Annotated in this window: 30 protein-coding genes; 19 read left to right on the plus strand and 11 right to left on the minus strand. The window is 58.8% G+C overall.

What is annotated here, in order from left to right; translation table 11 throughout:
• The 8 genes from AC2CGQ_RS08945 (at position 1) to AC2CGQ_RS08980 (ending at position 2,963) form a co-directional block, all read left to right on the plus strand.
• Positions 1–330, plus strand: coding sequence for a hypothetical protein (locus AC2CGQ_RS08945; protein ID WP_484593612.1), 330 nt, complete (start codon positions 1–3; stop codon positions 328–330).
• Entirely contained in the window at positions 327–884 is a 558-nt protein-coding gene (locus AC2CGQ_RS08950; RefSeq protein WP_484593613.1) for a hypothetical protein, read from the plus strand. Before AC2CGQ_RS08945 ends, AC2CGQ_RS08950 begins: the two co-directional genes overlap by 4 nt.
• Complete coding sequence (locus AC2CGQ_RS08955; protein ID WP_462204107.1) at positions 862–1,080, plus strand: hypothetical protein; 219 nt, start codon at positions 862–864, stop codon at positions 1,078–1,080. Before AC2CGQ_RS08950 ends, AC2CGQ_RS08955 begins: the two co-directional genes overlap by 23 nt.
• A gap of 12 nt (positions 1,081–1,092) precedes the next feature.
• Positions 1,093–1,302 (plus strand): ParE family toxin-like protein, encoded by a 210-nt coding sequence (locus AC2CGQ_RS08960; RefSeq protein WP_072265302.1) that lies wholly within the window; start codon positions 1,093–1,095, stop codon positions 1,300–1,302.
• A 2-nt stretch (positions 1,303–1,304) separates the two neighbouring features.
• A complete protein-coding gene (locus AC2CGQ_RS08965; RefSeq protein ID WP_484593614.1) occupies positions 1,305–1,685 on the plus strand; it encodes a hypothetical protein in 381 nt (126 codons plus the stop codon).
• A gap of 14 nt (positions 1,686–1,699) precedes the next feature.
• Positions 1,700–1,888 carry an ANR family transcriptional regulator gene (locus tag AC2CGQ_RS08970; RefSeq protein ID WP_484593615.1) on the plus strand — a complete coding sequence of 63 codons (189 nt, stop codon included), beginning with the start codon at positions 1,700–1,702 and terminating at the stop codon, positions 1,886–1,888.
• Positions 1,885–2,532 carry an MT-A70 family methyltransferase gene (locus AC2CGQ_RS08975; protein ID WP_182074060.1) on the plus strand — a complete coding sequence of 216 codons (648 nt, stop codon included), beginning with the start codon at positions 1,885–1,887 and terminating at the stop codon, positions 2,530–2,532. Before AC2CGQ_RS08970 ends, AC2CGQ_RS08975 begins: the two co-directional genes overlap by 4 nt.
• A 182-nt stretch (positions 2,533–2,714) precedes the next feature.
• Positions 2,715–2,963, plus strand: a complete 249-nt coding sequence (locus AC2CGQ_RS08980) for a hypothetical protein (RefSeq protein ID WP_071532844.1) — start codon at positions 2,715–2,717, stop codon at positions 2,961–2,963.
• On the opposite strand, the gene AC2CGQ_RS08985 is transcribed toward AC2CGQ_RS08980, so the two are convergent.
• Complete coding sequence (locus AC2CGQ_RS08985) at positions 2,927–4,129, minus strand: tyrosine-type recombinase/integrase (RefSeq protein ID WP_484593616.1); 1,203 nt, start codon at positions 4,127–4,129, stop codon at positions 2,927–2,929. The genes AC2CGQ_RS08980 and AC2CGQ_RS08985 overlap by 37 nt on opposite strands.
• A gap of 349 nt (positions 4,130–4,478) precedes the next feature.
• Positions 4,479–5,102 (minus strand): hypothetical protein, encoded by a 624-nt coding sequence (locus AC2CGQ_RS08990; RefSeq protein ID WP_380693714.1) that lies wholly within the window; start codon positions 5,100–5,102, stop codon positions 4,479–4,481.
• A 442-nt stretch (positions 5,103–5,544) separates the two neighbouring features.
• Here AC2CGQ_RS08990 and AC2CGQ_RS08995 point away from each other — a divergent pair, with 442 nt between their 5' ends.
• Entirely contained in the window at positions 5,545–6,231 is a 687-nt protein-coding gene (locus AC2CGQ_RS08995) for a MarC family NAAT transporter (protein WP_004931428.1), read from the plus strand.
• 37 nt (positions 6,232–6,268) lie between these two features.
• Here the strand turns inward: AC2CGQ_RS08995 and AC2CGQ_RS09000 are convergent, their stop codons facing one another.
• The 6 genes from AC2CGQ_RS09000 to AC2CGQ_RS09025 form a co-directional block, all read right to left on the minus strand.
• Positions 6,269–7,402 carry an ABC transporter substrate-binding protein gene (locus AC2CGQ_RS09000; protein ID WP_172574668.1) on the minus strand — a complete coding sequence of 378 codons (1,134 nt, stop codon included), beginning with the start codon at positions 7,400–7,402 and terminating at the stop codon, positions 6,269–6,271.
• A 150-nt stretch (positions 7,403–7,552) separates the two neighbouring features.
• Entirely contained in the window at positions 7,553–8,836 is a 1,284-nt protein-coding gene (locus AC2CGQ_RS09005; protein ID WP_004931430.1) for an SLC5/6 family protein, read from the minus strand.
• A 257-nt stretch (positions 8,837–9,093) separates the two neighbouring features.
• Positions 9,094–10,431 carry a c-type cytochrome gene (locus AC2CGQ_RS09010; protein ID WP_004931431.1) on the minus strand — a complete coding sequence of 446 codons (1,338 nt, stop codon included), beginning with the start codon at positions 10,429–10,431 and terminating at the stop codon, positions 9,094–9,096.
• Positions 10,432–10,443: 12 nt separating this feature from the next.
• The gene (locus AC2CGQ_RS09015) at positions 10,444–12,225 is read right to left on the minus strand and encodes a GMC family oxidoreductase (protein WP_004931432.1); all 1,782 of its coding nucleotides are present in this window, start codon (positions 12,223–12,225) and stop codon (positions 10,444–10,446) included.
• Positions 12,226–12,227: 2 nt separating this feature from the next.
• On the minus strand, positions 12,228–12,953 hold the full coding sequence (locus tag AC2CGQ_RS09020; RefSeq protein ID WP_046898519.1) for a gluconate 2-dehydrogenase subunit 3 family protein: 726 nt from the start codon (positions 12,951–12,953) through the stop codon (positions 12,228–12,230).
• Between the two features lie 307 nt (positions 12,954–13,260).
• The gene (locus AC2CGQ_RS09025) at positions 13,261–13,926 is read right to left on the minus strand and encodes a transglycosylase SLT domain-containing protein (protein ID WP_004931439.1); all 666 of its coding nucleotides are present in this window, start codon (positions 13,924–13,926) and stop codon (positions 13,261–13,263) included.
• 109 nt (positions 13,927–14,035) lie between these two features.
• On the opposite strand from AC2CGQ_RS09025, the gene ghoS reads away from it, so the two are divergent.
• The 6 genes from ghoS (at position 14,036) to AC2CGQ_RS09055 (ending at position 19,120) form a co-directional block, all read left to right on the plus strand.
• Complete coding sequence (gene ghoS, locus AC2CGQ_RS09030) at positions 14,036–14,335, plus strand: type V toxin-antitoxin system endoribonuclease antitoxin GhoS (protein WP_015377688.1); 300 nt, start codon at positions 14,036–14,038, stop codon at positions 14,333–14,335.
• Positions 14,336–14,466: 131 nt separating this feature from the next.
• Positions 14,467–15,411 carry a metal ABC transporter substrate-binding protein gene (locus AC2CGQ_RS09035; RefSeq protein WP_484593617.1) on the plus strand — a complete coding sequence of 315 codons (945 nt, stop codon included), beginning with the start codon at positions 14,467–14,469 and terminating at the stop codon, positions 15,409–15,411.
• On the plus strand, positions 15,408–16,298 hold the full coding sequence (locus tag AC2CGQ_RS09040) for a manganese/iron ABC transporter ATP-binding protein (protein ID WP_004931446.1): 891 nt from the start codon (positions 15,408–15,410) through the stop codon (positions 16,296–16,298). Before AC2CGQ_RS09035 ends, AC2CGQ_RS09040 begins: the two co-directional genes overlap by 4 nt.
• Positions 16,298–17,158, plus strand: coding sequence for an iron/manganese ABC transporter permease subunit YfeC (gene yfeC / locus AC2CGQ_RS09045; RefSeq protein ID WP_015377686.1), 861 nt, complete (start codon positions 16,298–16,300; stop codon positions 17,156–17,158). Before AC2CGQ_RS09040 ends, yfeC begins: the two co-directional genes overlap by 1 nt.
• The gene (locus AC2CGQ_RS09050) at positions 17,158–18,012 is read left to right on the plus strand and encodes a metal ABC transporter permease (RefSeq protein WP_085336990.1); all 855 of its coding nucleotides are present in this window, start codon (positions 17,158–17,160) and stop codon (positions 18,010–18,012) included. The genes yfeC and AC2CGQ_RS09050 overlap by 1 nt, the downstream gene beginning before the upstream one ends.
• Positions 18,013–18,250: 238 nt before the next feature.
• A complete protein-coding gene (locus AC2CGQ_RS09055) occupies positions 18,251–19,120 on the plus strand; it encodes a fructosamine kinase family protein (RefSeq protein ID WP_004931452.1) in 870 nt (289 codons plus the stop codon).
• 35 nt (positions 19,121–19,155) lie between these two features.
• On the opposite strand, the gene AC2CGQ_RS09060 is transcribed toward AC2CGQ_RS09055, so the two are convergent.
• Positions 19,156–19,716 carry a YniB family protein gene (locus tag AC2CGQ_RS09060; protein ID WP_004931453.1) on the minus strand — a complete coding sequence of 187 codons (561 nt, stop codon included), beginning with the start codon at positions 19,714–19,716 and terminating at the stop codon, positions 19,156–19,158.
• Positions 19,717–19,901: 185 nt separating this feature from the next.
• On the opposite strand from AC2CGQ_RS09060, the gene AC2CGQ_RS09065 reads away from it, so the two are divergent.
• The 4 genes from AC2CGQ_RS09065 to AC2CGQ_RS09080 all read left to right on the plus strand — a co-directional run bounded on the left by AC2CGQ_RS09065 (position 19,902) and on the right by AC2CGQ_RS09080 (position 24,442).
• Complete coding sequence (locus tag AC2CGQ_RS09065; RefSeq protein WP_075685056.1) at positions 19,902–21,182, plus strand: HdeD family acid-resistance protein; 1,281 nt, start codon at positions 19,902–19,904, stop codon at positions 21,180–21,182.
• Between the two features lie 64 nt (positions 21,183–21,246).
• On the plus strand, positions 21,247–21,912 hold the full coding sequence (gene hxpB / locus AC2CGQ_RS09070; RefSeq protein ID WP_004931455.1) for a hexitol phosphatase HxpB: 666 nt from the start codon (positions 21,247–21,249) through the stop codon (positions 21,910–21,912).
• Positions 21,913–22,320: 408 nt separating this feature from the next.
• A complete protein-coding gene (locus tag AC2CGQ_RS09075; protein ID WP_004931456.1) occupies positions 22,321–22,869 on the plus strand; it encodes a metal-dependent hydrolase in 549 nt (182 codons plus the stop codon).
• Between the two features lie 181 nt (positions 22,870–23,050).
• A complete protein-coding gene (locus AC2CGQ_RS09080) occupies positions 23,051–24,442 on the plus strand; it encodes an L-cystine transporter (RefSeq protein WP_004931458.1) in 1,392 nt (463 codons plus the stop codon).
• Between the two features lie 63 nt (positions 24,443–24,505).
• On the opposite strand, the gene phnX is transcribed toward AC2CGQ_RS09080, so the two are convergent.
• Positions 24,506–25,315, minus strand: coding sequence for a phosphonoacetaldehyde hydrolase (phnX, locus tag AC2CGQ_RS09085; protein ID WP_075685058.1), 810 nt, complete (start codon positions 25,313–25,315; stop codon positions 24,506–24,508).
• Between the two features lie 9 nt (positions 25,316–25,324).
• Positions 25,325–26,428 carry a 2-aminoethylphosphonate--pyruvate transaminase gene (phnW, locus tag AC2CGQ_RS09090; RefSeq protein ID WP_015377681.1) on the minus strand — a complete coding sequence of 368 codons (1,104 nt, stop codon included), beginning with the start codon at positions 26,426–26,428 and terminating at the stop codon, positions 25,325–25,327.
• Between the last annotated feature and the right edge of the window lie 99 nt (positions 26,429–26,527).

The raw sequence follows: 26,527 nt of genomic DNA on the forward strand, positions 1-26,527 counted from the left end.
ATGGTCGATTACAGCAAAATGAGCGACGGTGAAATCAGCGTAAGGCTGGCCTATTACCTCAAGCCAAAATATAGCGCCATCATTAGCCCAATAGACCCTACTGGCGCGCAGCTTTCATGGAATTGGCTCAACACAGTGCAGGCCACAGGATTCTACCCTCTTCGGCGTTCGGAAGAACTATTCCATGTCATGAAGAAACACAAAATCGGTCTGTCACCGTCAGGAAAAACGGTATGGCAAGCGAGCCATGAATCGGGAGCGAGCGCTACGCACAGGAGCCCGCTGCGGGCGGTGGCGATTGTATATCTCATGATTAAGGAGGGTGCATGACACTAACGATCGAAAGACTGAAATGGCTTCATGACGCCGCCACGGAACTTTCTGCCACCAAATTGAAGATGACCATGCGACCGGATGAATTGCTGGTGCTGACCAGTGAACTCCTGGCTAACCGGGAGGCACAGCCGGTGGGGAATGGTCTTGGCGAAATCCGCGTGGGCAATCTGCCGACAATGAACCAGGAAGAGTATCCGGGGCTTGGTGATTGGTGGGTGCAGCTGCGTATCGGTGCCAACCATGACGAGATTCTGGCGCGTGTTTACGGTGCGACGCCGGAGGAAGCAGTGGCGCGAGCACGTTTACTCACCGCCCTGCCAGCGCCAGCGCCAGCAGTGCCGGATAAGCAGCGCCTACCACCACATATTTATCGCGATCTGCTGGACATGCTGCAAGAGGCGGCAATTGCCTATGGAGGTACTCAGCAACTACGAGCACAGCTCAGTTCTGCGTTAAGCATTCACGTTCAGCCCGACCATCCGCACACCCGCACCGCAATGCTGGCAGCAGCGCCGGAGGGTGGGAATGATCACGATACCCGACGATAACGAAATCATCTCGCGGCTCAGCATTGCCGGTTCAACGCCGGATTCGGTCGCAAGCCTACTCCGCTGCGCCGGCTACAACGGCATGACCGGTAAAGCTATCCGCCTGCGCTTGATCAAGCTGGAAAAAGAAAAAGCCGTAGAGAAAGTCCGCCGTCCTGGCATCCGTTCCGCGTGCTGGGCGCCAATCACCAAATAACCCACCGAAAATATGAAACCACGAATTCCGCAACGAATCAGCATCAAAGCTGAGGGGGTTCTATGCGCCTACAGGGAGGGCAAAAAGAAGCCCAACCGGACATACCAACATAAGCATTTAACGCTGCCAGTGGCCCGCTGCTGGCGATTGCTGTCAAAAGACAACGGCAACTCATGGGAAGTGATGAGCCATGAGCGCTACAACAACCAAATCAGGATTTAGCCATGACTAATTACGATCTGATTCAGTTCCTCATCGCTGACGGCGGTTTTTATATCCGTGATGAGCATATCGCTATGCTGCAGAAGAAATTTCCTGATGAGGGAATTACCCCGGAAAGGATTTCAAATCTGCGCTTTTCTCTCACAAGCTCCCCATATGTTCAATGCGAAATCACCTATGTGAAAGCGAACGTCCGCGCTCTGAAGGTCTTGTCTGTTGATCCGCTGTACGAGCGTTATGCAAGGAAAAAACCAAGAGGGGCCATCGCAAAACTTACCGACAGCTATTTACTCAGTGAGCCTCCGGAGGTTGTTCGCAGAATCCAACTCATGCAGCTGTTTAACCAGTTGCTTGCCCCCGTAACCCACCAGCGCGCCTACTGATCCCGGAGATAGCCATGTCATTCAAATACAAATATTTGGCTCATCAGGCAGCCGAGGCGGAACGTCGCGCCCATTTTGCGGACGCTGCAGAACTGTGGCGCCAGGCGCTTGAAGCTGCGCGGGCGGTAGATGTTGCTTGGATCCACATCCGCATAGGTTTTTGCGTCAACGCGGCCGCGCGCTGCTGGGGTAACGCTCAATGACCTATCAACTCATCTATGCAGATCCGCCGTGGAGTTACGGCAACACGATCAGCAATGGCGCCGCCGGCAATCACTACAGCACAATGAGCATGGCAGATCTGAAGCGTCTGCCGGTATGGGCTATTGCTGCGCCAGATAGCGTGCTCGCAATGTGGTACACCGGCAATCACAGTCAGGAGGCGATAGAACTGGCAGAGGCTTGGGGATTCAGCGTCAGAACGATGAAGGCTTTCACTTGGGTGAAGCTGAACCAGCAGGCCGAAATTCGGTTCAACAAAGCGCTGAAGCAGCAAACCATCTTCGACTTCACCGACCTGATCGACATGCTCAACGCAGAAACCCGGATGAATGGCGGCAATTACACGCGCGCCAACTCAGAAGACGTGTTGATCGCCGTTCGCGGCCAGGGCATCGAGCGCGCCAGCGCATCAGTAAAGCAGGTTGTGTTCAGCTGTCTCGGCGAGCACAGCGCGAAACCCTGGGAAGTCCGACGGCGCCTTGAGCTGCTATATGGCGACGTGTCACGAATCGAACTATTCAGCCGTGGCGATGCGCCTGGCTGGGATCATTGGGGGAATCAATGCCCAGTAAACAGCCTGCAATTGCTGCCGGCAGCGTTCAGCAAAACGCACTCCGATCAGTAGCGAAGCGATGTAACGACGAACTCCACGCCGCGATTAAGCAACACCCGAAAACCCCTTTCGACACCCTATCCCGCCCAATCATCATGAAGCATTTCGCTCAGGTCGAACTGCTCGGCATTTCTTTGCCGCGATTCAACTACACGATCGGCATGCTGAATGGGCGTTTTACAGAGAGATAAGCCATGACTAAAAGCAACCTGCCAATTCAGCCAGTATTGATCACCCGCGAAGGGATACAGCAACAGTTGGGCGGTATATCACGAACCACCTTTTGGCGCAGGAAAAAGCAGTGGGAAAAGGCTGGTACACCGTTCCCTAAACCGGCGCCTGGCACCAATCCCATCCATGGCGGCGAGCAGTATAGATATTGTGATGTGATACGCTTTTTCCGCGCTCAAGGCCTCATTGATGAAACGCAGGACGCCACATGAGCGGCCCAAATATCCAGCGCATTTTGCTGCTCTTTGAGATATGAATGCTGGTCATATACAGCCAGAACTCCACCGAGTTTATGCCCCAGCACCTTTTCGGATACGTGGGGCTCAATCCCTAATTCGCTCATTTTAGTTTTTGCAGTGCGGCGTAGATCATGCATTGCCCAGTCATGAACTCCCATCTCATTCCTAAGCTGTTCCGCCATGTTCAATAGAACACCTGCTGACATAGGGCGATCGCCCTGCACAATCGCCGGCGGGAACAATTGCGATATGTTCGGGTATAGCGACATAGCCTCCTCAATTAGCTTTGCGGCATCCCCTGATAGTCCTCTCACAAACGGCTGGCGCGTTTTTGAATTTTCCGCAGGAACGCGCCACGTTCTGTTTTTCACATCAAACTCGCCCTTCTTTGCCTTCCTTAGCTCAACTCCCCGACATCCTGTAAGCAGCAACAATTTAATGAAGATTTTGTTCTGGTGAACAATCCGGGAACCTTCAAGAGCCAACCAAAAAGCTCCTATTTCATCATCACTGAAAAACCGTTTAACCACGCCAACAGGTTTTCCAACGTCGCTAATTCTCAATGCGGCGATAGGATTAACGCAAATCTTCTCCGTTCTCAAGCAATACGAAAACACCTGCTTTAGTTTTGAAAGCATGATCCCAGCAAAGGTTTCCGCCCCATTCGTTCTCATCCTTTTGAAAACTGGCTGCCAGTGAGATATCTGCATTTCATCCACAATCATATCGCCGACATATGGGATTACATGCCGCTCAAATGCCCTCTCCCAATACTGCAATTTCACAAGGCGCTGAGCCTGAGCGCTGGCAGTCCAATGTGATAGACAGTCTTTCACAGAGGCTGCGCCAGCGATCTCCTCAAGCGTCATGGATTTCACTGTGATGGGGTCTTTCCCTTCGGCCAGGACGCGCTTGGCCTCTTGAACCATATCGCGCGCTTCTTTGAGCGAAATCTCGTCGTAACTTCCAAGTGTCATACGACGTGCCTTACCTGCGTACCGGTAACGGTACTGGAAGACAATCAGCCCAAGTGGGGTTATGCGGATAGACAGGCCGCCGCCGTCAGGCATCTCGATCAGTTTTGGGATCGGTTTTCCATTAAGCTTGCGAAGTTTGGCATCGGTGAGCACTGTGTACATCTCCAATTATGTACACATGTATGTACACAATTTTGGTGGCTTGGATTGAAATCACATGAAACGGATTGAATCACTAGCCAATGGCTTTTTCAAGCACCACAGTGAGTTAATGGGGGAGTTTGAAACAGAATGGAATCACGTGAACTGCCGAGCATTGCTTACACGACAGATCACATGCAGTACGAAAATTGGATTTTGGGTTTGGTCAGCCAGGTTTCAGATCTCGCCCACAATTGCCAGATTGAAACCTCACTGGGTATACAGAATGGAACGCATACCTTCTCAGCCGCATTCGGCTAAGCGAATAGTATCACTAAAATTGTTCCGGATAAATAAAGCGCCGTCGCCCTCACACTTTCGCCTCATTCGGCGTAAAAACGGTCTTCATGTAGCTGAGGGTGGCCAGCAGGCACAGGCCGTAGCCCAGCAGTTCGCAACCCTCTTCCACCATGTTTTTCACCACCCGGTTGTAACCGTCCAGCATGAGCGTTTGCCACAGCGCGCTCATGCCGAACAGGCGTGAAAACACCAGAATGCACAGCAGGCCCGCGCACATCATGCCGTAGCCGGGATGCGTCGCGAAATAGGCCAGGCCGCGCACCGTCGCCGCAATGTGCCTGGCGGCATGGCACAGACAGACCAAGGCGACCGCCAGCGCGAACCACACCCAGGCGCCGTGCCACAACGCATCGAAGGCGAAGTCCATCTCGCGGATCAGCATGCAGAGAAAGAAGCCGCCGACCAGCATCCAGGCGGAGCGGCGTTCCGCCTGCCGCCAGGCCGCGGCGAAAAAACCGCCGGCGATGGCGAGCAGCAACAGTTCCTGCGCCGCTTCGGTCAGCGAGGTTTCATGCACGAAGTTATGCAACCAGTGCACATCGATAAACACCAGGCCGACCAATGCCGCCATGAAGGCGGCGGAAAGCGCGAATGCGCTGATTTTCCCCAGTAAAAGTTTCAACTCGTCTTGCATAATCAATCTCATTATCGTTTTAAAGCGCGCCTATGGTAGGCAGCTGAGCCTGCGGGGTGTAGCAATTGGTGCTGAACGTCGGCCTTTACCGGCCAATTGCGGCGAAAAAGGCCATAAAACACAAAAATTGTGCATTTTTTCTGAGCGCCGCTCGTTTTTCAGCCTGCGCTCATCATGGGTGCGCGGTATTAACGACGTTATAGGGGCTGATGCATTTTGGTGCGCGTTCGGCGCCGCGGGCGATTGCGGTCAACGACGCCCCGTTGGGATGTGAGGATGAACCTGAGCTCGCCGGCGAGTGCAACGGCAATGATGAAACGCCGGCCGACGGTTAATTAACGTTACGAGCTATCCCCATTGCCGCCAGGCACGCGGCAGGCTAGGCTGTTTAGCTCGTAGGCCGCCGCTTGGCGGCCTGAACGTTGCACAGGGAGTCTACTTTATGACGGGTATTTTGCAGTTATTCCAGGCCATCGGACTGGGTTTGGTGCTGCTGTTGCCGCTGGCCAACCCGCTGACCACGGTGGCGTTGCTGCTCGGCTTGTCCGGTAATATGACGCGCGAAGAGCGCAATCAGCAGTCGCTGATGGCCTCGGTTTATGTGTTCTGCATCATGACGGTGGCGTTTTACGCCGGGCAGGTGGTGATGAACACTTTCGGTATTTCGATCCCCGGCCTGCGCATCGCCGGCGGCCTGATCGTCGCCTTCATCGGTTTCCGCATGCTGTTCCCGCAACAAAGCGCCGATGAGGCGCCGGAGGTGGAGAGCAAGTCGCACGAGCTGCGCCACAAGACATCGGCCAACATCGCCTTCGTGCCGTTGGCCATGCCGAGCACCGCCGGGCCGGGCACCATCGCGATGATCATCAGCTCGGCGTCGAGCGTCAAAGCGAACACGCTGGGTTTTGAACCCTGGGTGCTGGCCGTGGCGCCGGTCGCCATCTTCCTGACAGTCGCGGTGATCCTGTGGGGCTGCCTGCTCAGCTCCGGCGCCATCATGCGCCTGGTGGGGAAAAGCGGCATCGAGGCGATCTCGCGCCTGATGGGCTTCCTGCTAGTGTGCATGGGGGTACAGTTCATTATCAACGGCGTGCTGGAGATCATCTCCACCTATACGCCGGCCGCCTGATAACACAAAACGGGCGCGATCGTCGCGCCCGTTGCCGTTATTTCCCCATCGGCGCCTGCGCGCCCAAAATGCCCTTGCCTTCCGGCACTTCGGTAAAGCGGCTGAGGATCTCGCTGTAGGTCTTGGCCGGATCCAGATCCGGGAACTGCGCCGGGTAGATAAACTTCGCCAGATACTCCAGCCCCACGATGTTGTACGGATGGTTGTAGAAATTATGGTAGATGCCGTAGAACCGCCCCTCTTTCACCGCCGACACCTGCGCGAAGCCCGGGCGCTGTTTCATGCGGTTGAAAGCCTCATCCACCTGTTGCTGCGTCACGCCATAGCCGAACGGCACCGCGGCGTTGGTCTTGCTGGCCCACTGTGAGCCGGAAACAATGTAGGCGTCCGGTTTCATGGCGATCACTTTTTCCAGCGCCACGTCGCCGGTCGCCCCCGGCAACAGCGCAGAGCCGATGTTGCGCGCGCCGACCGCCTCGACTAGCGCCCCCCAGCCGACGTGCGCATGGGTGAAGCAGCAGGACTCCAGCCCATTCAGGCCAGCCTTGGCTTCGAAAAACACCCGCGGTTTGGGTTCCACCGCCTGCGTTTTGGCCAGAATGGCCTGATAATGCTGCTGATAATAATCGGTATATTGCTTGGCTTCGCTTTCGCGGTTGAGGGTTTCCCCCAGCAGCGTCACGCTTTTCGGCGTGTTCTCCACCGGCTTGAGCATGGTATCGATGAACAGCACCGGCACGTTCAGCGCCTTCAGCTTATCCAGCACGCCGGTTTGGCTCAGCGAAGGCTTGGAACGCAGCTGGGCGATCATCAGATCGGGCCGCTTGGCGATCACGCTCTCCAGGTTCACTTCACCCTTATCGCTGAATCCCATATCGATGATGTTTTTCGCCCCCGGCCATTTGCTCTGCAAGATATCCCAGGTCGCCGCATCGCTTTTCTTCAGCAGGTTATTCCAGGCCACCAGCCGGCCGAACGGATTGGCGCGATCGAGCAGCGCCAGCGTGAGAATGTCGCGCCCGTCCTGCACCACGATGCGTTTCGGCTCTTGCTGGAGGGTGATCGTCTGGCCGGACGTGTCGGTCAGCGTCAGCGGATAAGTGGTGGCCATCGCCGGAGAGGCGAGCAAGGCGGCGCAAACCAGCGCCGGCAAAATGATTCGACGGTGCACGAAAAACTCCTTAGTCATGAATACATTCAGAAAATACTAATGAGAATGGCTTGCATTATCAAAGATAACGCCCGGCATGTCGGCGATTAATTGCAAAGGGATGTGTAAAGGAAGGATAAGAGGCGCGCCGGAAGCGGCGCGCCCAGGGGATCACATCAGGCCGTAGATCAGCGCCGACAGCGCAATCAGGCCCATCACCAGCACGAATACGTTGCTCGCCGCGCGGTACTGGCGCATGGCCGGCACCGCACGCACGGCGTACATCGGCAGAATGAACAGGATGGCGGCAATCAGCGGGCCGCTGATGGTTTCGATGATGTGCAGCGCGCTGGGGTTCCACACCGTCGCCGCCCAGGTGAGCAGGAACAGCGCCACCGCCGAGATGCGGTGCGTCATGCGCGAACTGAGCGGCTTGCCGACCGCGCGCGTGACGCCGTCGATCAGGCTGGTCGCCCCTTCCGTCACCCCCAGCGAGGTGCCGAGATAGGATTTGGCCATCGCCAGCATCGCCATCACCGGGCCAAGATAGGCGATCAGCGGGTTGGAGAACTTGTTGGCCAGCGTGGTCAGCACCGTGATGTTCTGCTCTTTCGCCTGCAGCATGTCTTCATGAGACAGGCTCAACACGCAGCTGAACACAAAGAACAGCACGGTAACGCAGATCAGCACATAGCTATAGCGCATGATACGCGCGCAGCGGCGTTCCGCCTTGTCGCCGTACAGGCTCTTCTGGGTCGAGGCGAAGGAAGAGATGATCGGCGCATGGCTGAAGGAGAACACCATCACCGGCACGGCCAGCCACAGTGAATGCCACAACCCCGGCGTGTCGAAGCGGGTGGCGGCCAGGCCGTGCACGAAGTTGGCGGTATTCCAGCTCGGCATCAGATAGAGCGAAATGCCCATCAGGAACACCAGCAGTGGGAACACCAGCATGCCCATCGCCGCCACGATGCTGTCTTTGCCGCGCAGCAGCACCAGATTGAGTACCACCACCACCGCCAGGCTCAGCCAGATGCGCGGCAGCGGGGCCACGTGGAACTGATGGATCAGGAAGCTGTCCAGCGCGTTGGTGATCGAAATGCTGTACACCAGCACGATCGGGAAGAACGCCATCAGATACAGCATCATGATGATTTTGCCGGCCAGCACGCCGAAGTGTTCCACCACCACATCGTGAATGTTGCCGTCGCGGCTGGAGCCGGAAAGCACGAAGCGGCTGAGCGCGCGGTGCGGCAAATAGGTCAGCGGGAAAGCGAACAGCGCCATCAACAGCAACACCAGCGGGCCGTTCAGGCCGGCGTTGATCGGCAAGAACAACGTACCGGCGCCCACCGCAGTCGCATAGAGACCGAACATCCAAACGGTGTCGGTTTTGTTCCATTTGGCAGGCTGAGCGGCCGTCAGCGTGCCTGAATCGGGAGAAATCGTACTCATGAGACAGTCTACCTTAATCTGCGGCGACAACGATTGCGCCTAACGGGATATCCTTCTCCGCGAGTTTTTTAATAATAATCAGTGAATTAAAGCGATATTTCATACTTACGCCTGATGAAAGGACGGCAAAGGATAATGAAAAATCCGCTGCGGGTCTATGTTTTATCGGCCGAATGAACGATTTGCGAACACAATGTGCTGAAAAAAACGGCGCACTCAGTAAAAACTAAGGGCCCCTTGCGGAGCCCTTAAGCGGTTTATTTCTTCGCGTCCGGATGGTCCGGCACCTCGGCGCTGCCCATCTCCTTCTCGTCGCGGATCATCGAGCGGTCTTTACGCACGTCGGCTACGTCGGAAGCGCTCACCGGTTTGGCGCTGTTGCCCCAGCTCGAGCGGATGAAGTTCACCACGTCCGCCACCTGCTGATCGTTCAGACGCCAGCCAAACGGCGGCATGGTGATGTTGGATACCGCCCCCTGCACCGCCGGCGTGGTGTTGCCGGTCAGCACGATGTGGATCAGCGAAGTCGCGTCCTCGGTCTGCACCACCGGATTGCCCTTCAGCGACGGGAAGGCGCGCTTGTAGCCCACGCCGTCGGTGCGGTGGCAGGCCGCGCAGTTATCGACATACAGCGCCGCGCCGGGCTTGCTGTCGTCGCCGCGCCACAGATCCTTGGCCACGCTGTCTTCGACCGGCGCCGCCTGCTGCTTGCCGTCTTTCGGCGGCAGCGATTTCAGGTAGCGCGCGATGGCGGTCAGATCGTCGTCGCTCAGGTATTGCAGGCTGTGCTCCACCACGTCGCTCATGCCGCCGAACACGATCGCCTTGTCGTTACGGCCGGTTTTCAGGAACTCGGTCAGCTCGGCTTCGCTCCAGCTGCCCAGGCCATCCTTGCGGTCGCCGCGCAGGCTGGAAGCCACCCACCCGTCGATCGGCGCGTTGCTGCCGGACAGGTAGTCGTCGCTTTCGCTGTTGCTCAACGCTTTTTCCTGCATGGTGATGCTGCGCGGGGTATGGCAAGCGCCGCAGTGGCCCAGGCCTTCCACCAGGTAGCGTCCGCGTTCAATCACCGGATCGGCCTTGGCGTCGGCAACGAAGTCCGCCGGCGACGGCGCAAACATGCCGCGCCAGATGCTCAGCGGCCAACGCATCGACAGCGGCCACGGGATGTCGGAGTCCTTGTTGGCCTGCTCCACCGGCTGCACGCCGTGCATGAAATAGGCATACATGGCGCGCATGTCGTCCTCTTTCACCAGCGCGAACGACGGGTACGGCATCGCCGGGTACAGGGTGCTGCCGTTTTTGGCTACGCCCTTACGCACCGCGTTGTCGAAATCCTCGAAGCTGTAATCGCCGATGCCGGTTTTCTTGTCCGGCGTGATGTTGGTCGAGTAGATGGTGCCGATCGGCGTCTCCATCGCCAGGCCGCCGGCGAAGGTTTTGCCGTTCTTGCCATCGGTATGGCAGGCCACGCAGTCACCGGCGCGCGCCAGGTACTCGCCTCGCTTGATCAGCTCGCTGCTGACGGTGGCGTCCTGCGCCCAAACGGAAAAACTCACTGCACTGAGAACCAGTGCCGGTACAAATGCTTTCATCGTTCGCCGTCCTTATGCCTGCACCAATGGGCCTGGGTTTTTCAGATACTGCTCGCGAATGGCGCGGGCAGACCAGTAAGCCAGCGCCGCCACGGTGCCGGTCGGGTTGTAGCCCAGCCCTTGCGGGAAGGCCGATGCGCCGATCGAGAACACGTTGTGCACGTCCCAGCTCTGCAGATAGCGGTTGACCGCGCTGGTCTTCGGATCTTCCCCCATCACCGCACCGCCGTTCATGTGGGTAGTCTGGTAGCTGGTGGTGTCGAAGTGGCTGTTGGCGTTTTTCGGGCTGCCGGCGATCAGTTTCGGGTTCATCGCCTTGGCGATCGGCGCCATCTTGTCGTACATGAACTGCGCCATCTTGATGTCGTTTTCCTGCCAGTCGAACGTCATGCGCAGCAGCGGCTGGCCAAAGACGTTCTTGTAGTTGGGATCGAGATCCAGATAGTTATTGCGGTACGACTGGTGCGCGCCGTGGGCGTCCATCGACACGTGATGGGTGTAGGCATCCGCCACCGCCGCTTTCCACTTGCTGCCCCAGGCCGGGGTGCCCGGTGGGGTCGGCAGGCCGGAGATCGGCTTGGTGCCCGCCTGGTTGACCCAGAATGGCGAACCGCCGACGAAGCCTTCTTTGGCGTGATCGAAGTTGTCAGCGTTGAAGTCGTCCACGCCCACGCCGTTGCCGCCGGCGCCGATGAACGGGTTGGTGAACACGTCTTTATCGAAGAACGCCTTGATGGTGGTCATGTTCTGGTAGGCGAAGTTGCGCCCGACCACCCCTTCGCCGGTTACCGGATCGTAAGGCTTGCCGATGCCGGACAGCAGCATCAGGTGCACGTTGTGGAACTGGAACGCGCCCAGGATCACCAGATCGGCCGGCTGTTCAATCTCGCGGCCCTGCGCATCGACGTAGTTCACGCCGGTGGCGCGGGATTTGTCGTCGGTCAGGTTGACCTTCAGCACGTTGGCGTTGGTGCGCAGCTCGAAGCGTTTCTCCATGCGCAGCGCCGGCAAGATGTTGACGTTCGGCGAGGCCTTGGAATACATGTAGCAGGCGTAGCCGCTGCAGAAACCGCAAAAGTTGCACGGGCCCATCTGCGCGCCGTACGGGTTGGTGTAAGAATCCGAGGTGTTGGCGGACGGCAGGTTGTAAGGGTGGTAACCCACCTCCAGCGCCGCTTTCTCGAACAGCTGAGCGGAGTAGGTATTTTTCTGCGCCGGCAGCGGGAAGTCGTCGGAGCGATCCGGCGCAAAGCGGTTACCGCCCTTCTGCGCCACTTTCTGCCCTTTGATGGTCCAGGCGGTGCCGGAGGTGCCGAACACTTTCTCCGCCTTGTCGAAGAACGGCTCCAGCTCGTCGTAAGTCACGCCGAAGTCCTGGATGGTCATGTCCTTCGGAATGAAGTTTTTGCCGTAACGCTCTTCATAATGGCTGCGCATGCGCAGTTCGATCGGATCGACGCGGAAATGCACGCCCGACCAGTGCAGGCCGGCGCCGCCGACGCCGGTGCCCGGCAGGAACGCCGCCAGCTGGCGGTAAGGCACCGCGGTCTGGCTGCTGTTATGGCGAATGGTGACGGTGCTTTTCGACAGATCCTGGAACAGCTTGCGCCGAATGTTATAGGTCAGCTCGTCGATCACCTGCGGGTAAGAACCGTCCGGATAGGTGTCGCGCATCGGGCCGCGCTCCAGCGCCACCACGTTGAGGCCGGCCTCGGTCAGCTCTTTGGCCATGATCGCGCCCACCCAGCCGAAGCCGACGATCACCGCGTCTACTTTTTTCATTACCGTTGCCATGGTTAGCCCCTCTCCCCACGAATCGAGACCGGTGGGAAGGGATAACGCTCCCCTCGCTCAACCCAGTCCATAAAATCGGCGCGCGCGCCCGGAAAATTAATCAGCTTCCAACCCACCATGTCTTTGTTGCCGCCATGGATCGGATCGCTGAAGAAACCTTCGCGGGTGTTTTGCAGCAGATAGGAGAAGAACAGTTTCGACGGCAGTTGCTGGAACTCCGCCTCGCCGGACTCGAACTTTTGCAGCAGAGCGTCCTGCTGCGCGCCATCCAGTTCGGCGAAGGGCTTGCCGGCGGTTTTCTTGCTGTAGGCGTCGGCGTCTGCGATGCCGAGGTTGTAGATTTGCTTGGGCACCAGCGGCAGCTGATAGCCCATCTCCTTCGGCACATCGGGGTTGAACGGCCCCTGCATGTACCAGATGGAGCCGGTGGCGTACGGGGTATTCATCTGGCGATCGATAAACTCCGGCACGCCGGCTTCCAGCGCGCCGGGGCCGCGATCGTCGGCCGGGATCAGGCGCGCGACGGCGGCCTTGATGAAGGCCCACTCTTCCGGAGTGAAAAAGGTCGGTTGGTAATCGTTCTGCGTTGAGGTGTTCGAGGCTGCGACCGCCGGTGTCGGTGCCGTCAGCGCGCCAACGCCGCTGCCACCAATTACCGCCGCAGGAATTAAGGTCATCGATTTCAACAAGAAATCGCGCCGCGAATTGTTGGTTTTATGATTCGACATGTCACATTCCATCCAAAGATAGTCACAACTATTTAACCGCAACCTTGCGATCGATACGGGTTTTTAAAATAATTTGTTACTTATTTGTATATTTATTGAAGGTCAGAATGCGTACAAAAGCAAAAATGTTACCGGTAACTTATTGAATGAACGTAAAGATTTATCTGCTAACGTAAATTTAACTTTTTGTGCGGTTTTTCCGATAAGCGGTGAGGAAATAACGAAAAATGAGAGGTGGGTCGCGCGCTGGAACGGTGCCGAAAACAAAATCGGCCGCGTTCAGCGGCCGATTCGACAAAAGAGAGGATTACTGCGACATCGCCTGATAGGCGGTGGTCACCTTCCACAAATAGCGCGGCGCCTGCGGTGCCGGGTGCTTTTTCTGGATGTGCTGATAAAACTCATCCGGGCTCATCTGATTGATGCGATTGACCGCCACGCGCTTGTCCGAGGAGAAGGTGCGCAACATGGCACCCGCCCCATTCACGTACGAAACGATGGTGGCGTAACGCAAAGTCTGTGGATTGTTGATCCCGGCTAGCTGCTGGCTTTGAAGAATATTGATATAGGCCGTTCCCAGATCAATATTGACCGCCGGATCCTTCAGCTCACGCGAGCTGGGTTGCCCGCTTCGTCCCTTCATGCGATAGGCGTCGCGGCCGGCGGTAGAAGCCTTAAGCTGCATCAATCCCACTGCGTTCGAGGTGCTGACCACGTTCGGGTTAAACCCGGACTCCACCTGAATAATCGCTTTAATCAGCGTTTCGTCAACGCCATAGTTGCTGGCCGCCTGACGAATGTAATCGTTATAAGCAACCGGGGTGCCCGTGCGGTTTACCGGTGCCTGCGGAGGGGGTTTTAACCAACCGCCGCGCGTTGTGCCACTGCCTGAAATATTGCTTGCCGTTTGCGGGTCTTTGGCGCACCCCGACAAAAGTAAAATTGCCGTTAGGCAACCTATTTTTGTTTTCACAGAATCCCTCACTCCTTTCAATGAGTTGCGTAGCATATACAACTTGTAAGGACACCTGCAGTAATTTTTTGGGCTAATCTCAAGCTATCCATATACCAAGAGGTGATTTATGAGTCAATCTGCAACAAGCTGCTTTGTGGTGACTTTTCGCTATCAGGAAGAGGGATTAACCGACCTGGCGAAGCTGACCGGGCAATTGACGCGCGAGGGTTTTGTCACGTCGGTGACAGACGAAAATGGCGTTCACCACGAACTCGGCAGCAACAGTTTTGCGTTCATAACCGTGCTGGATCAAGAGGATGTGCTGCGCCTGGCGCAGGGGTTCGGGCAGTTGGCATTGGGAAAACAGCCGGAGGTGGCGATATGCAGCTGTGAGGACTACCTTCAGCGGTTACATACTGATACATAAAATGCTATAACTCCCCGGACGGTATTATTTTTTCAGTTGGAGAAATACCCCGCCGGCGGTGGGCAAGTGGCGCTTGACTTCGCTTCAATTGATATTGATAATCATTTTCATTTGAACCAGGAGACGTCATCATGCCATTGATAAGTTGCGCTTTTCGTCGCAGTCGCCCTTCCCGCTCTGCCGCATTGTTACGCCCTTTCATGCTCGCCTGCCTGCTGCTCGGCGCCGCCTTGGTCAGCCAAAACGCGCTGGCGGAAAAAAAGCTGCGCGTGGTGACCACCTTCACCATCATTCAGGATATCGCCCAGAACGTGGCCGGTGACGCCGCCGTGGTGGAATCCATCACCAAGCCGGGCGCCGAGATCCACGACTATCAACCGACTCCGCGCGACATCGTCAAGGCACAGCACGCCGACCTGATCCTGTGGAACGGCATGAACCTGGAGCGCTGGTTCCAGCGTTTCTTCGAAAACATCAAACAGGTGCCGGCGGCGGTAGTCACCGAAGGCATTACCCCGCTGCCGATCCGCGAAGGGCCCTATAACGGCAACCCGAACCCGCATGCCTGGATGTCGCCAAGCAACGCGCTGGTGTATATCGAGAATATCCGCAAGGCGCTGGTGGAGCACGATCCGGCCAATGCGGAAACCTATAACCGCAACGCCAAGGCCTACGCAGAGAAAATCGGCGCGCTGGACGCCCCGCTGCGCGAACGCCTGGCGCGCATTCCGGCCGCACAGCGCTGGCTGGTGACCAGTGAAGGTGCCTTCAGCTACCTGGCGCAGGACTATCAGTTGAAAGAGGTTTATCTGTGGCCGATCAACGCCGATGAGCAAGGCTCGCCGCAGCAGGTGCGCCGGGTGATCGACGCCGTGCGCGCCCACCATATTCCGGTGGTGTTCAGCGAGAGCACCATTTCCGACAAGCCGGCCAGGCAGGTGGCGAAAGAAACCGGCGCCAAATACGGCGGCGTGCTGTACGTGGACTCGCTGTCCACCCGCGATGGCTCGGTGCCGACCTACATCGACCTGCTTAACACCACCGTGCAAACCATCGCCAAAGGATTCGATCAATGACCCATGAACCGTTTGTCCGCCCTGAATTGAACGTGGACGACGTCACCGTAACCTACAACAACGGACACACCGCCATTCACAACGCCAGCTTCACCCTGAGCGGCGGTTCGATCTGCGCATTGGTCGGCGTCAACGGCAGCGGCAAATCGACGCTGTTCAAAAGCATCATGGGCCTGGTCAGGCCCACCGCCGGCCAGGTGTCGCTGAGCGACAAGCCGGTGGCGGACGCGCTGAAAAAGAACCTGATCGCCTACGTGCCGCAGACCGAAGACGTCGACTGGAACTTCCCGGTGCTGGTGGAAGACGTGGTGATGATGGGCCGCTACGGCAAGATGAACTTCCTGCGCATTCCGTCACGTGAGGACAGGTTGCGGGTCGACAAGGCGCTGGAGCGCGTCGGCCTGAGCGAGCTGCGCGGCCGGCAGATCGGCGAGCTGTCCGGCGGCCAGAAGAAGCGCGTATTTCTGGCGCGCGCGCTGGCGCAACAGGGCACGGTGCTGCTGCTGGATGAACCTTTCACCGGCGTGGATGTGAAAACCGAGAATGCGATTATCGAGCTGCTGCGCGCGCTGCGCGACGAAGGCCATCTCATTTTGGTCTCCACCCACAACCTCGGCAGCGTGCCGGAGTTTTGCGATCGGGTGATCCTCATCAACCGCACGGTGCTGGCCGCCGGCCCGACCGAGACCACCTTCACCCAGAGCAACCTGGAGCAGGCGTTCGGCGGCGTGCTGCGCCATATCAACCTTTCCGGCCCGGATCTGCACGACGACAACGATCCGCGCACCGTCACGGTGTTGACCGACGATGAACGCCCGGCGGTGTTCTACGGCCACACCAAAAGCGATCCGCCGGCCAACAGCCAGGCCAGGGAGAAACAATCCTGATGCTGGACCTTCTGCTGCAACCTTTCAGTTACAACTACATGGTGAAGGCCATCTGGGTCAGCGCCATCGTCGGCGCCGCCTGCGCGTTCCTGTCCGCCTACCTGATGCTGAAAGGGTGGTCGCTGATGGGCGATGCGCTGTCGCACTCGGTGGTGCCCGGCGTGGCCGGCGCCTACGCCCTCGGCCTGCCCTACGCCGCCGGCGCCTTCTTCACCGGCATGCTGGCGGCGCTGGCGATGACGCTGGTGCGCCACATCACCCGGCTGCGCGAAGACGCCATCATCGGCTTTATCTTCTCCACTTTCTTCGCCGTCGGCCTGCTGATCGTGTCGCTCAACCCCACCTCGGTCAACGTACAGTCGATCATCTTCGGCAATATCCTCGGCATCGCCGACGAAGACGTGCTGCAGGTGGAAATCATCATCGGCGTTTCGCTGCTGATCCTGTGCCTGGTGTGGAAAGATCTGCTGGCGGTGTTCTTCGACGAAAGCCACGCGGTGTCGATCGGCCTGTCGCCGCTGAAGCTGAAGATCCTGTTCTTCACCCTGCTCAGCGCCTGCACCGTCGCCGCGCTGCAAACCGTCGGCGCCATTCTGGTGATCGCCATGGTGATCACCCCGGGCGCTACCGCCTACCTGCTGACCGACCGCTTCAGCCGGCTGGTGATTATCGCCATCATCATCGGCGCATTGACCAGCGGCATCGGCGCCTACCTGAGTTTCTTCCTCGACGGCGCCACCGGCGGGGTGATCGTCACCCTGCAAACGCTGGTATTCCTGGCGGCGTTCTTCTTCGCGCCGAAACACGGCCTGCTGGCATCCCGGCGCCGCGTGGCACATTCGCAAACCGGAGGCCGCTGATGGACACCCTGTATCAACTGCTCAGCGAACCCTTCGCCTACCCGTTCATGCAGCGGGCGATCGTCGCCGCCATCGTTACCGGCGTGGTGTGCGCCGTGCTCTCCTGCTATCTGGTGCTCAAGGGCTGGTCGCTGATGGGCGACGCCATCTCGCACGCCGTCTTGCCCGGCATCGTAGTGGCGTTCGTGGTCGGCATCCCGCTGGCGATCGGCGCCTTCCTCTCCGGCATCTTCTGCGCGGTAGCCACCGGCTACCTGAAAGAGAACAGCCGGGTGAAAGAGGACACGGTGATGGGCATCGTCTTTTCCGGCATGTTCGCCTTCGGCCTGGTGCTGTTCTCGCGCATCGATACCGACCAGCACCTGAGCCACATTCTGTTCGGCAACATGCTGGGCATTACCGACGGCGAACTGAAGCAAACCTTGCTGATCGCCGGCATCACCCTGGCGGTGGTGCTGCTCAAGCGCAAAGACTTCATGCTGTACTGCTTCGATCCGCACCATGCGCGGGTGATTGGCCTGCCGGTCAAGCTGCTGCACTACGGATTGCTGTGCCTGCTGGCGATGACCATCGTCGCCTCGCTGCAGGCCGTGGGGGTGATCCTGGTGATCGCCATGCTGATCGCCCCCGGCATCATCGCCTTTATGCTGTGCCGCCGCTTCGACCGCATGCTGATGGTGGCGACGGTGGTGTCGGTGTTCTCCTGCGTGCTCGGCACCCTGATCAGCTTCCACATCGACGGCGCCACCGGGCCCTGCATCGTCATCGTGCAGGCCGTGCTGTTCGTGATCGCCTTGTTGTACAGTAAATTGCGTCCGTTACAGCGTAACCAAACCGCCCTGAGCGACCGTTAAACGCCCTCCTCTGATGCGGCGGCGCTCTCCGCCGCATCTTATCCTCCCCTCGCTTATCCGTTGTCATCAAGTTGCAATCGGTATTGCGCTTAAATTAATCAATAGGGTATATACTTTGAGCTGGCGAGGCGCTGAAAAAATCGCCGCCTTTGACGCCGGCTGTGCGCCGCGTCGTGTTTTCACCACGGGAAAGACGCTAACCTAATGAATTATCAGGCAGCACAGAGGGGGACATACCATGTGGCAAGCCGTTAGCCGTCTGTTAAGTGAACATCTTGGCAGCGCAGAGATACGCGAAAGGATTGAACTGCCCGGGGGCGACATTCACCCGGCGTGGCGCGTGAGTTACGGTGACAACGAGGTGTTCGTGAAATGCGACGCCCGTGAACAACTGCCGATATTCACCGCCGAGGCCGATCAGCTGGCGTTGCTGGCGCGCAGCAAAAGCGTGCGGGTGCCGGAAGTGTACGGCGTCGGCAGCGATCGCGATTACAGCTTCCTGCTGCTGGAGTATCAGCAGCTGAAACCCCTCGATGCTCACGGCGCCTACTGCCTGGGCCAGCAGCTGGCGCATTTGCACCAGTGGAGCGAGCAACCGCAGTTCGGTCTCGACTTCGACAGCGATCTGACCACCACCCCGCAACCCAACGCCTGGCAACGCCGCTGGTCGGAATTCTTCGCCGAGCAGCGCATCGGCTGGCAGCTGCAGCTGGCGGCGGAAAAAGGCATGACCTTCGGCGACATCGACGACATCGTCGATCGGGTGTATCTGCGCTTGCAGCACCACCAGCCACAGCCTTCCCTGCTGCACGGCAACCTGTGGCCGGGCAACTGCGCGATGACCGCCCACGGGCCGATACTGTTCGATCCGGCCAGCTACTGGGGCGACAGAGAGTGCGATTTGGCGATGCTGCCGCTGTATCCGGAGCTGCCGCCGCAGATCTACGACGGCTATCAGAGCGTGTGGCCGCTGGGGGCCGGATTTATCGAACGCCAGCCGCTGTATCAGCTGTACTACCTGCTCAACCGCAGCAATCTCTTCGGCGGCCAGCATTTGGTGGCTGCCCAACGCGCGGTGGAGGCGCTGTTGCAGCCGGAAGCGTCATAACGTTCCGGGGCGCCGAGCGGCGCCCCGTTCAGGGTTCAGGCCGCGCCGGCCAACTGCCCCAACAGGCGGATCACGAACCAGGCGATCACCGCAATCACGATCGGCAGGATGTACAGCGGGAAGTACTGCAGGAAGATGGTGTGGTGCGGCAGCGTGATGCGTTCCTCCAGTTGCTGACGCGTGTGCCCTTCGCTGCCTTTGGCCTGCTCCAGGATCATCTGATCTTCCAGCCCTTCGCGAATGAACTTGACCTGACGCGACATGCGCGCGCCGGAAGCCTGTAATGCCAGCCCGACGAAGATCAATATATAGATGATGATGAACATCAAATTGGCGCCGCTGAACAGGCTTTTATCCACGTCCGGCACCGGCGAGTTGTACCAGAAAAGGTTCAGGAACGGCGTATTGAAACGCACCATGTCCACCATCACGTGGACAAAATCCAGCATCACTGCGTTGATGCCCTTGGTTTTTTCACTGTGCTGATAGATAAAGCCCAGCACGGAAATCAGCGTCGACAGCAACGCCGGGATAAAAACCACCCATCCGAGAATGCGTTTCAAAATGGCGATACGCCCGGCCTGTTGATACGTCATGTGTTCCCCTTGTTAGCGACGTAACCGAATCGGCTAAGTCTACCTGCAGTTGGCGAAACTCGCCCACCGTTTTCTTCATTCCCGCTGTGCTACAAGCTTAGCCGAATTCGCCGAAATCAACTGCTTAACGACATCCGGGCACTATCATTGAAGAGATAACGTTATCCGTTTAGCCAGAGGCCGCCATGATTCGACTGATTATCTTATTGCTGGGCGCGCAGGCGCTGCACGGCCAGCGCCGCCTGCTGGTGCTGTTCGGTTGGCTGTGGATAGCCGCAGGGGCGCTGATGCTGTTCGACATACTGCAGGATGGCCGGTCCGTGCTGGCGCTGGATGCGCTGGCGGTCATCCTGGCGCTGGAGGGGCTGGTGGCGATATCCGCCGCGCTGGTGATCGGCTCTTCGGCCAGCAGGCCGGTGCTGCTGAAAGGATTGGGTTTTGTCTTTATGGCCTTTTTAACGTTGGACGTGCCCGCAGACGATAACATCGTCGCCACCGTGGTGTTTGCCAGCGCGCTGCTGCTTGACGGCGCCGTGCGCATCGCCTCCTCCACGGTGATTCAGCACAGTCGATGGAAAGGCGTGGCGCTGGCGGGCGGCGGCGAGATCCTGCTTTCGTTGATGATCTTTATCGGCTGGCCGGCGCCTCACCGGATGACGGTGCCCTTTTGCCTCGGCGTGATGATGGTGCTTTCCGGCTGGGCTTTATTGCGTATCGCCCGCAGACTGACAAACTTCTCTCTGAATCAGCACCCCGCGCGGCAGCCATCCTCCCCGGCGGATGAGACTGCGCCGCTCACGGTGTATGTCTGGACACCGATTGGCGCGGCTAAAGATCCGCGCCGGCGTTACATCGTCGACCGATACATCGCGGCGGTCGACGGCGGCGGCAATATCTCCACCGGTCACGCCGCCCTGGCGCTCGCGCCGGATGTGTATATCAGCCACTACCCACTCAACGACATCAGCCATTCCGTTCAGGATTTCCGTCAGTTGCTGCACGCCGGCGAACAGAACAACGTCGACGGACGTTTCCTGCCCGACCTGGCGGGCGAGATCGCCGCCTGGTGCCCACCGGACAAGAAAATTCAATTCTACCGCTATAACCCGGCGGCGCTGCGCGCATTCTGGCTGCGTTATCGGCAGGACGCCACCTACAATCTGACCCGGCGCAACTGCTCCACCACGGTCATCGGCGCGCTCGACAGCGCGTTGGAAGGCGTGCTGGGCGATAAACATCTGTGGCGCCGTTTTCTGCTGCTGGTGCTGGATCCCAACCTGTGGATGCTGGCGGTACTGCGCAGCCGCGGAGAAAGCATGACCTGGACGCCGGGGTTGGTGCTGGATTATGCGCGCATGTTGCAACAGGTCACCGAGCGTCAACACCAGCGCTGGTGGCTAAAATTGCGCGAGGTGTGGAATATCCTGCGTTTTGGCAAAAGCCACACGCGCAGGCAAAGGTTTTAGTCTCGTCACCGGCGATGATAAAGTGTCGGGCACATTCACCCGCGCCGGCAGGAGTTAACCGCTAATGGCTTATTCGCAACGCATTGAAACCGCAATTTTTGATATGGACGGCTTGTTGATCGACTCGGAACCGCTGTGGCTGCAGGCCGAGCTGGATATCTTCGGCGCGCTGGGCTTGGATCTGTCCGACCGTCACAAGCTGCCGGACACGCTGGGGCTGCGCATCGATCTGGTGGTGAAAATGTGGTACCAGGCGATGCCGTGGCAAGGGGTTACGCTTGAAGAGGTGTCGGCGCGGATTATCGAGCGCGCCATCGAGCTGGTGCACGAGACGCGCCCGCTGCTGCCTGGCGTCCGGCAGGCGCTGGAGCTGTGCCGCAGCCAGGGGCTGAACATCGGTCTCGCCTCCGCCTCGCCGCTGCACATGCAACGGCAGGTGCTGAAGATGTTCGATCTTGAAGGCTACTTCGATCAATTGGTTTCCGCCGAATACCTGCCGTACAGCAAACCGCATCCGGAGGTCTACCTGATCGCCGCCGAACGCCTGGGCAGCGATCCGCTGCGCTGCATCACGCTGGAAGACTCCTTTAACGGCATGATCGCCACCAAGGCCGCGCGCATGCGTTCCATCGTGATCCCGGCCGCCGAATACCGCCACGACCCGCGCTGGGCGCTGGCGGATCACCAGTTGGAGACCCTCGAACAGCTCACCCCTGCCCACTTTGCCTGATTCTGCGGCGCCGGGCACCGGCGCCCTGCGGCATAAAAGGGATCCGAACCGCAAAATAAACGAAACACCGTTTCATTTTATTGAATTGGCGTGACGTTCTCATTATGCTGCATGGCAGGGAAAGCGACGGCCCGCAGCGCGTTGTCACTGCCACGCAGCGCGCTTCAAGGCCGCCGCTTCCTCCCGCCGCACACCGTAAAACCGCGCTCGTTGCTTTCCGTTTCACTCCCCCATTGCCCGCTTTTTGTTCTCGCCCGTCAAAATCGATGATTTGTTACCCATTGCCGTAACAAGCCGTTGTAAAACAGGGGAAAATAAACAATTGGTTACAGGGTAACTGCTTCCACTACTGGGAATTTTCCCATATACTGGATAAATTAACAGTTTACCAGCCGGAATCGCAACAGCATGACCGCGGAAGGACACCTTATATTCTCTGTCGCTTGCGCGATCTTCGCCAAGAAGGCGGAAGTGACGCCAGAGCTGGCTACCGGCGACTGGTGGCACATCATACCCGCCGCGCTGCTGACCTCGCTGCTGCCGGACATCGATCACCCCAAGTCGGTGCTGGGCCAGCGCCTGCGCTGGATTGCCCTGCCCATCGCCCGCGCCTTCGGCCACCGTGGTTTCACCCACAGCCTGCTGGCGATCGCCGGCGGCATGGCGCTGTTCCAACTGGACGTACCGCGCAGCTGGCCGATCCCGGCCGATGCGCTGCACGCCATGATCATCGGCTACTTCAGCCATCTGTTGGCCGATATGCTCACCCCCGCCGGCGTGCCGCTGTTGTGGCCATGCCGCTGGCGTTTTCGCCTGCCGCTGCTCAACTCGCAAAAAGGCAACCAGCTGGAGCGGGTGCTGTGTCTGTGCCTGGTGGCGTTTGCCATCTGCTGGCAAGGTGATTTCACCCTGCCGGTGCAATCCTATGTCGAGCAAATCAGAAATATCAGACTCTGATCGCAAAAAACCGCCTAACACATCACCTTGATGTATATAAAACGAACAAAAACACACAAAAAGCTATATCAAATTCCATTTGGATATAAGTAGGCCACTCAGCAAACTGTTACGATATTTACATCGCGACATACGTGATGCGTAGTCGTTTTTATAAGAAAGATTATTGGAGACATTGGGGATGAATCTTCCGCTCGTGATTAACGTGCTGGTGTTTGTCGCGCTCCTTTTGCTGCTGGCGCAAACCCGCCACAAGCAATGGAGCCTGGCGAAAAAAGTGCTGGTCGGCCTGGTGGTCGGCGTGGTGTTCGGTCTGGGCCTGCAGCTGGTGTACGGCTCCGATAACCCGGTACTGAAAGAATCCATCAGCTGGTTCAACATCGTCGGTAACGGCTATGTGCAACTGCTGCAAATGATCGTCATGCCGCTGGTGTTCGCCTCGATCCTGAGCGCGGTGGCCAAGCTGCATAACGCCTCTTCGCTGGGCAAAATCAGCGTCCTCACTATCGGCACGCTGCTGTTCACCACGCTGATCTCGGCGCTGGTGGGCGTGCTGGTCACCAACCTGTTCGGCCTGACCGCCGAAGGCCTGGTGCAGGGCGCGCAGGAAAGCGCGCGCCTGACGGCGATCCAGACCAACTACGTGGGTAAACTGGCCGATCTGACGGTGCCGCAGATGGTGCTGTCGTTCATCCCGAAAAACCCGTTCGCCGATCTGACCGGCGCCAGCCCGACCTCGATCATCAGCGTGGTGATTTTCGCCACCTTCCTCGGCGTGGCGGCGCTGCAGCTGCTGAAAGACGACAAGCCGAAAGGCGAGCGCGTGCTGGTGGCTATCGACACCCTGCAGGCCTGGGTGATGAAGCTGGTGCGTCTGGTCATGAAGCTGACGCCGTACGGCGTGCTGGCGCTGATGACCAAAGTGGTCGCCGGTTCCAACATTCACGATATCGTCAAGCTCGGCAGCTTCGTGGTGGCTTCGTACATCGGCCTGGCCATCATGTTTGTGGTTCACGCTGTCCTGCTGGCCTTCACCGGCGTTAACCCGATGAAGTTCTTCCGCAAGGTGTGGCCGGTGATCACCTTCGCGTTCACCAGCCGCTCCAGCGCCGCCAGCATTCCGCTGAACGTGGAAGCGCAGACCCGTCGCCTGGGCGTGCCGGAATCCATCGCCAGCTTCTCGGCATCGTTCGGCGCCACCATCGGCCAGAACGGCTGTGCGGGCCTCTACCCGGCGATGCTGGCGGTGATGGTGGCGCCGACCGTCGGCATCAACCCGCTGGATCCGGTGTGGATCGCCACCCTGGTCGGCATCGTCACCATCAGCTCCGCCGGCGTGGCGGGCGTGGGCGGTGGTGCCACCTTCGCTGCGCTGATCGTGCTGCCGGCGATGGGCCTGCCGGTGACGCTGGTCGCGCTGCTGATCTCGGTCGAACCGCTGATCGACATGGGCCGTACCGCGCTGAACGTCAACGGTTCCATGGCGGCGGGCACCATCACCAGCCAGCTGATGAAGCAAACCGACAAAGCCGTGATGGACAGCGAAGACGAAGTCGAATTGGCGCATCGCTAACGCCGTCTCAGAACGAAAAAACCGGGGATAATCCCCGGTTTTTTTACGCCCCGCGTTCGGTCGTTACGGCCGCTCGCCGTTGGCCAACCGCCGGTTGATGTCGGCGATCGCTGCCGGCAATTGCGCCAGCGTGTCTATCACATAGTGCGCGCCCGCCGCGTACAGCTTATCGGCGGCCGCCGCGCGGCGGCGCTCTATCTCGCCCGCCGCCATCCGGCGATACTCCTGCCAGGTGGCGCCGAACTCGTTACCGGACAGCGCCAGCCCGACGCTCCACATCCCGGCGTTCAGCCCTTCGGCAATGCCCGGCACCGCGTCATCCACCTTCACGCAATGCGCCACCGCATCGATGCCCAGCGCGATCGCGTTCTGCAACGCCATCCACGGCCCCGGTCGGCCGCCGGCTGCAAGATCGTCGGTGGCGACCCAGTAATCCGGCGCGTAGCCGCGCTGCGCGGCGGCGGGCACCAGCACCTCCATCACCGCGCGCGGATAGCCGGAGCAGGAACCGATTTTAATGCCCTGTTCGCGCAGAGCGGCGATCGCCTGCGGCACGCCCTCGATGGGATCGGCAAAGTCGATCACTTTAGCGATTTGCAGCGGCATAAACGCCTGATACAGCGCGTCAATGTCCTGATGGCTCATCGAGCGTCCCAGCTTCTGCCGCCAGCGCGCGTCGACCGCCGGCAGCTTGCCCAGCGCCTCGATGTGCTGCCATTTGCCCAGCCCCATCGGAATGCGCGCCTCCGCCAGGCTGATGTCGATATCGAAGGTTTGCTTGAACGCCTCGACGAAAATCTGCGTTGGCGCAAAGGAGCCGAAGTCCACCGTGGTGCCCGCCCAGTCGAGGATTACTGCGTTGATCTGTTTCATGGTCAATCCTTATTGATTCCAGTACATCGCCTGCCCGACGGCCGCCAGCAAACGTTCGATATCTTGCGGATAGATTTCACCGATGTTGCCGATACGGAAGCAGTCGCTCTGCGACACTTTACCGGGATAAATCACGAAGCCTTGTTGCTTGAGACGCTGATAAAACTCGGCGAAGCGGTATGTATCAGCCTTTGGCGAATAGAACGCGGTGATGATCGGCGAGTGCAGCGCATCGTCCAGCAGGGTCTCAAAACCCAGCTCGCGCATACCCGCCACCAGCCGCCGCTGATTGGCCTGATAGCGGTGGTGGCGCGCGGCAATGCCGCCCTCTTGTTCCAGCTCTTTCAGCGCCTGCGCGAAGGCCAGCACGGTGTGGGTCGGCGACGTAAAGCGCCATTTGCCGGCCTGATCCTCCATACAGCGCCACTGAGCATACAGATCCAGCGACAGCGAGCGTGAACGGCCGGCGCATTTCTCCAGCTCGCTGCGGCGGGCGATGACGAACGCGAAGCCCGGCACGCCCTGAATGCATTTGTTGGCGGAGCTGATCAGAAAATCGATGCCCAGCGCGTCCACATCCAACGGGATGCCGCCAAAGCTGCTCATGGCGTCGACGATAAAGGTCTTGCCATTGCGCGCCGCCAGACCAGCGACCTTCTGCAGCGGATTGAGCATGCCGGTGGTGGTTTCACAGTGCACCATGGCGATATGGCTGATGCGCGCATCGCTTTTCAGCACCGCCTCCATCGCCGCCACGTCCGGTTCATTCACCTCACCGCAGTCGAAAGCGTGGTGGTCGATATCCATCAGCCGCGCCATTTCGATCATCCGCGCCCCGTAGGCGCCGTTGTTGACGATCAGCAGCTTGTCGTGCGGGCCGATGACCGTGCCCAGCACGCCCTCTACCGCGAAGCTGCCGCTGCCTTGCAGCAGCACCGAGGTATAACCGGCAGACGGCGTCGCCAGCGCCACCAACCGTTGACGAATGCGCTGCACCACGCCGAGGTTGTAATCTTCATCCCAGGTGCAGCTGTCATACAGCATCGCCTCTTTCACCGTTTTCGACGTGGTCAACGGGCCGGGGGTCAACAGCAGGTAGTTACGATCGGACATGTTATTCACCTATTGGTCTATACCAGATTGCGATCATTGTGGCGGCAAATTCCTGCCCCGGTCAAACGACAAAGCGCGGTGAAACAAAAAATTCATCTG

The organism is Serratia sp. DFXYC6, from assembly GCF_057196085.1.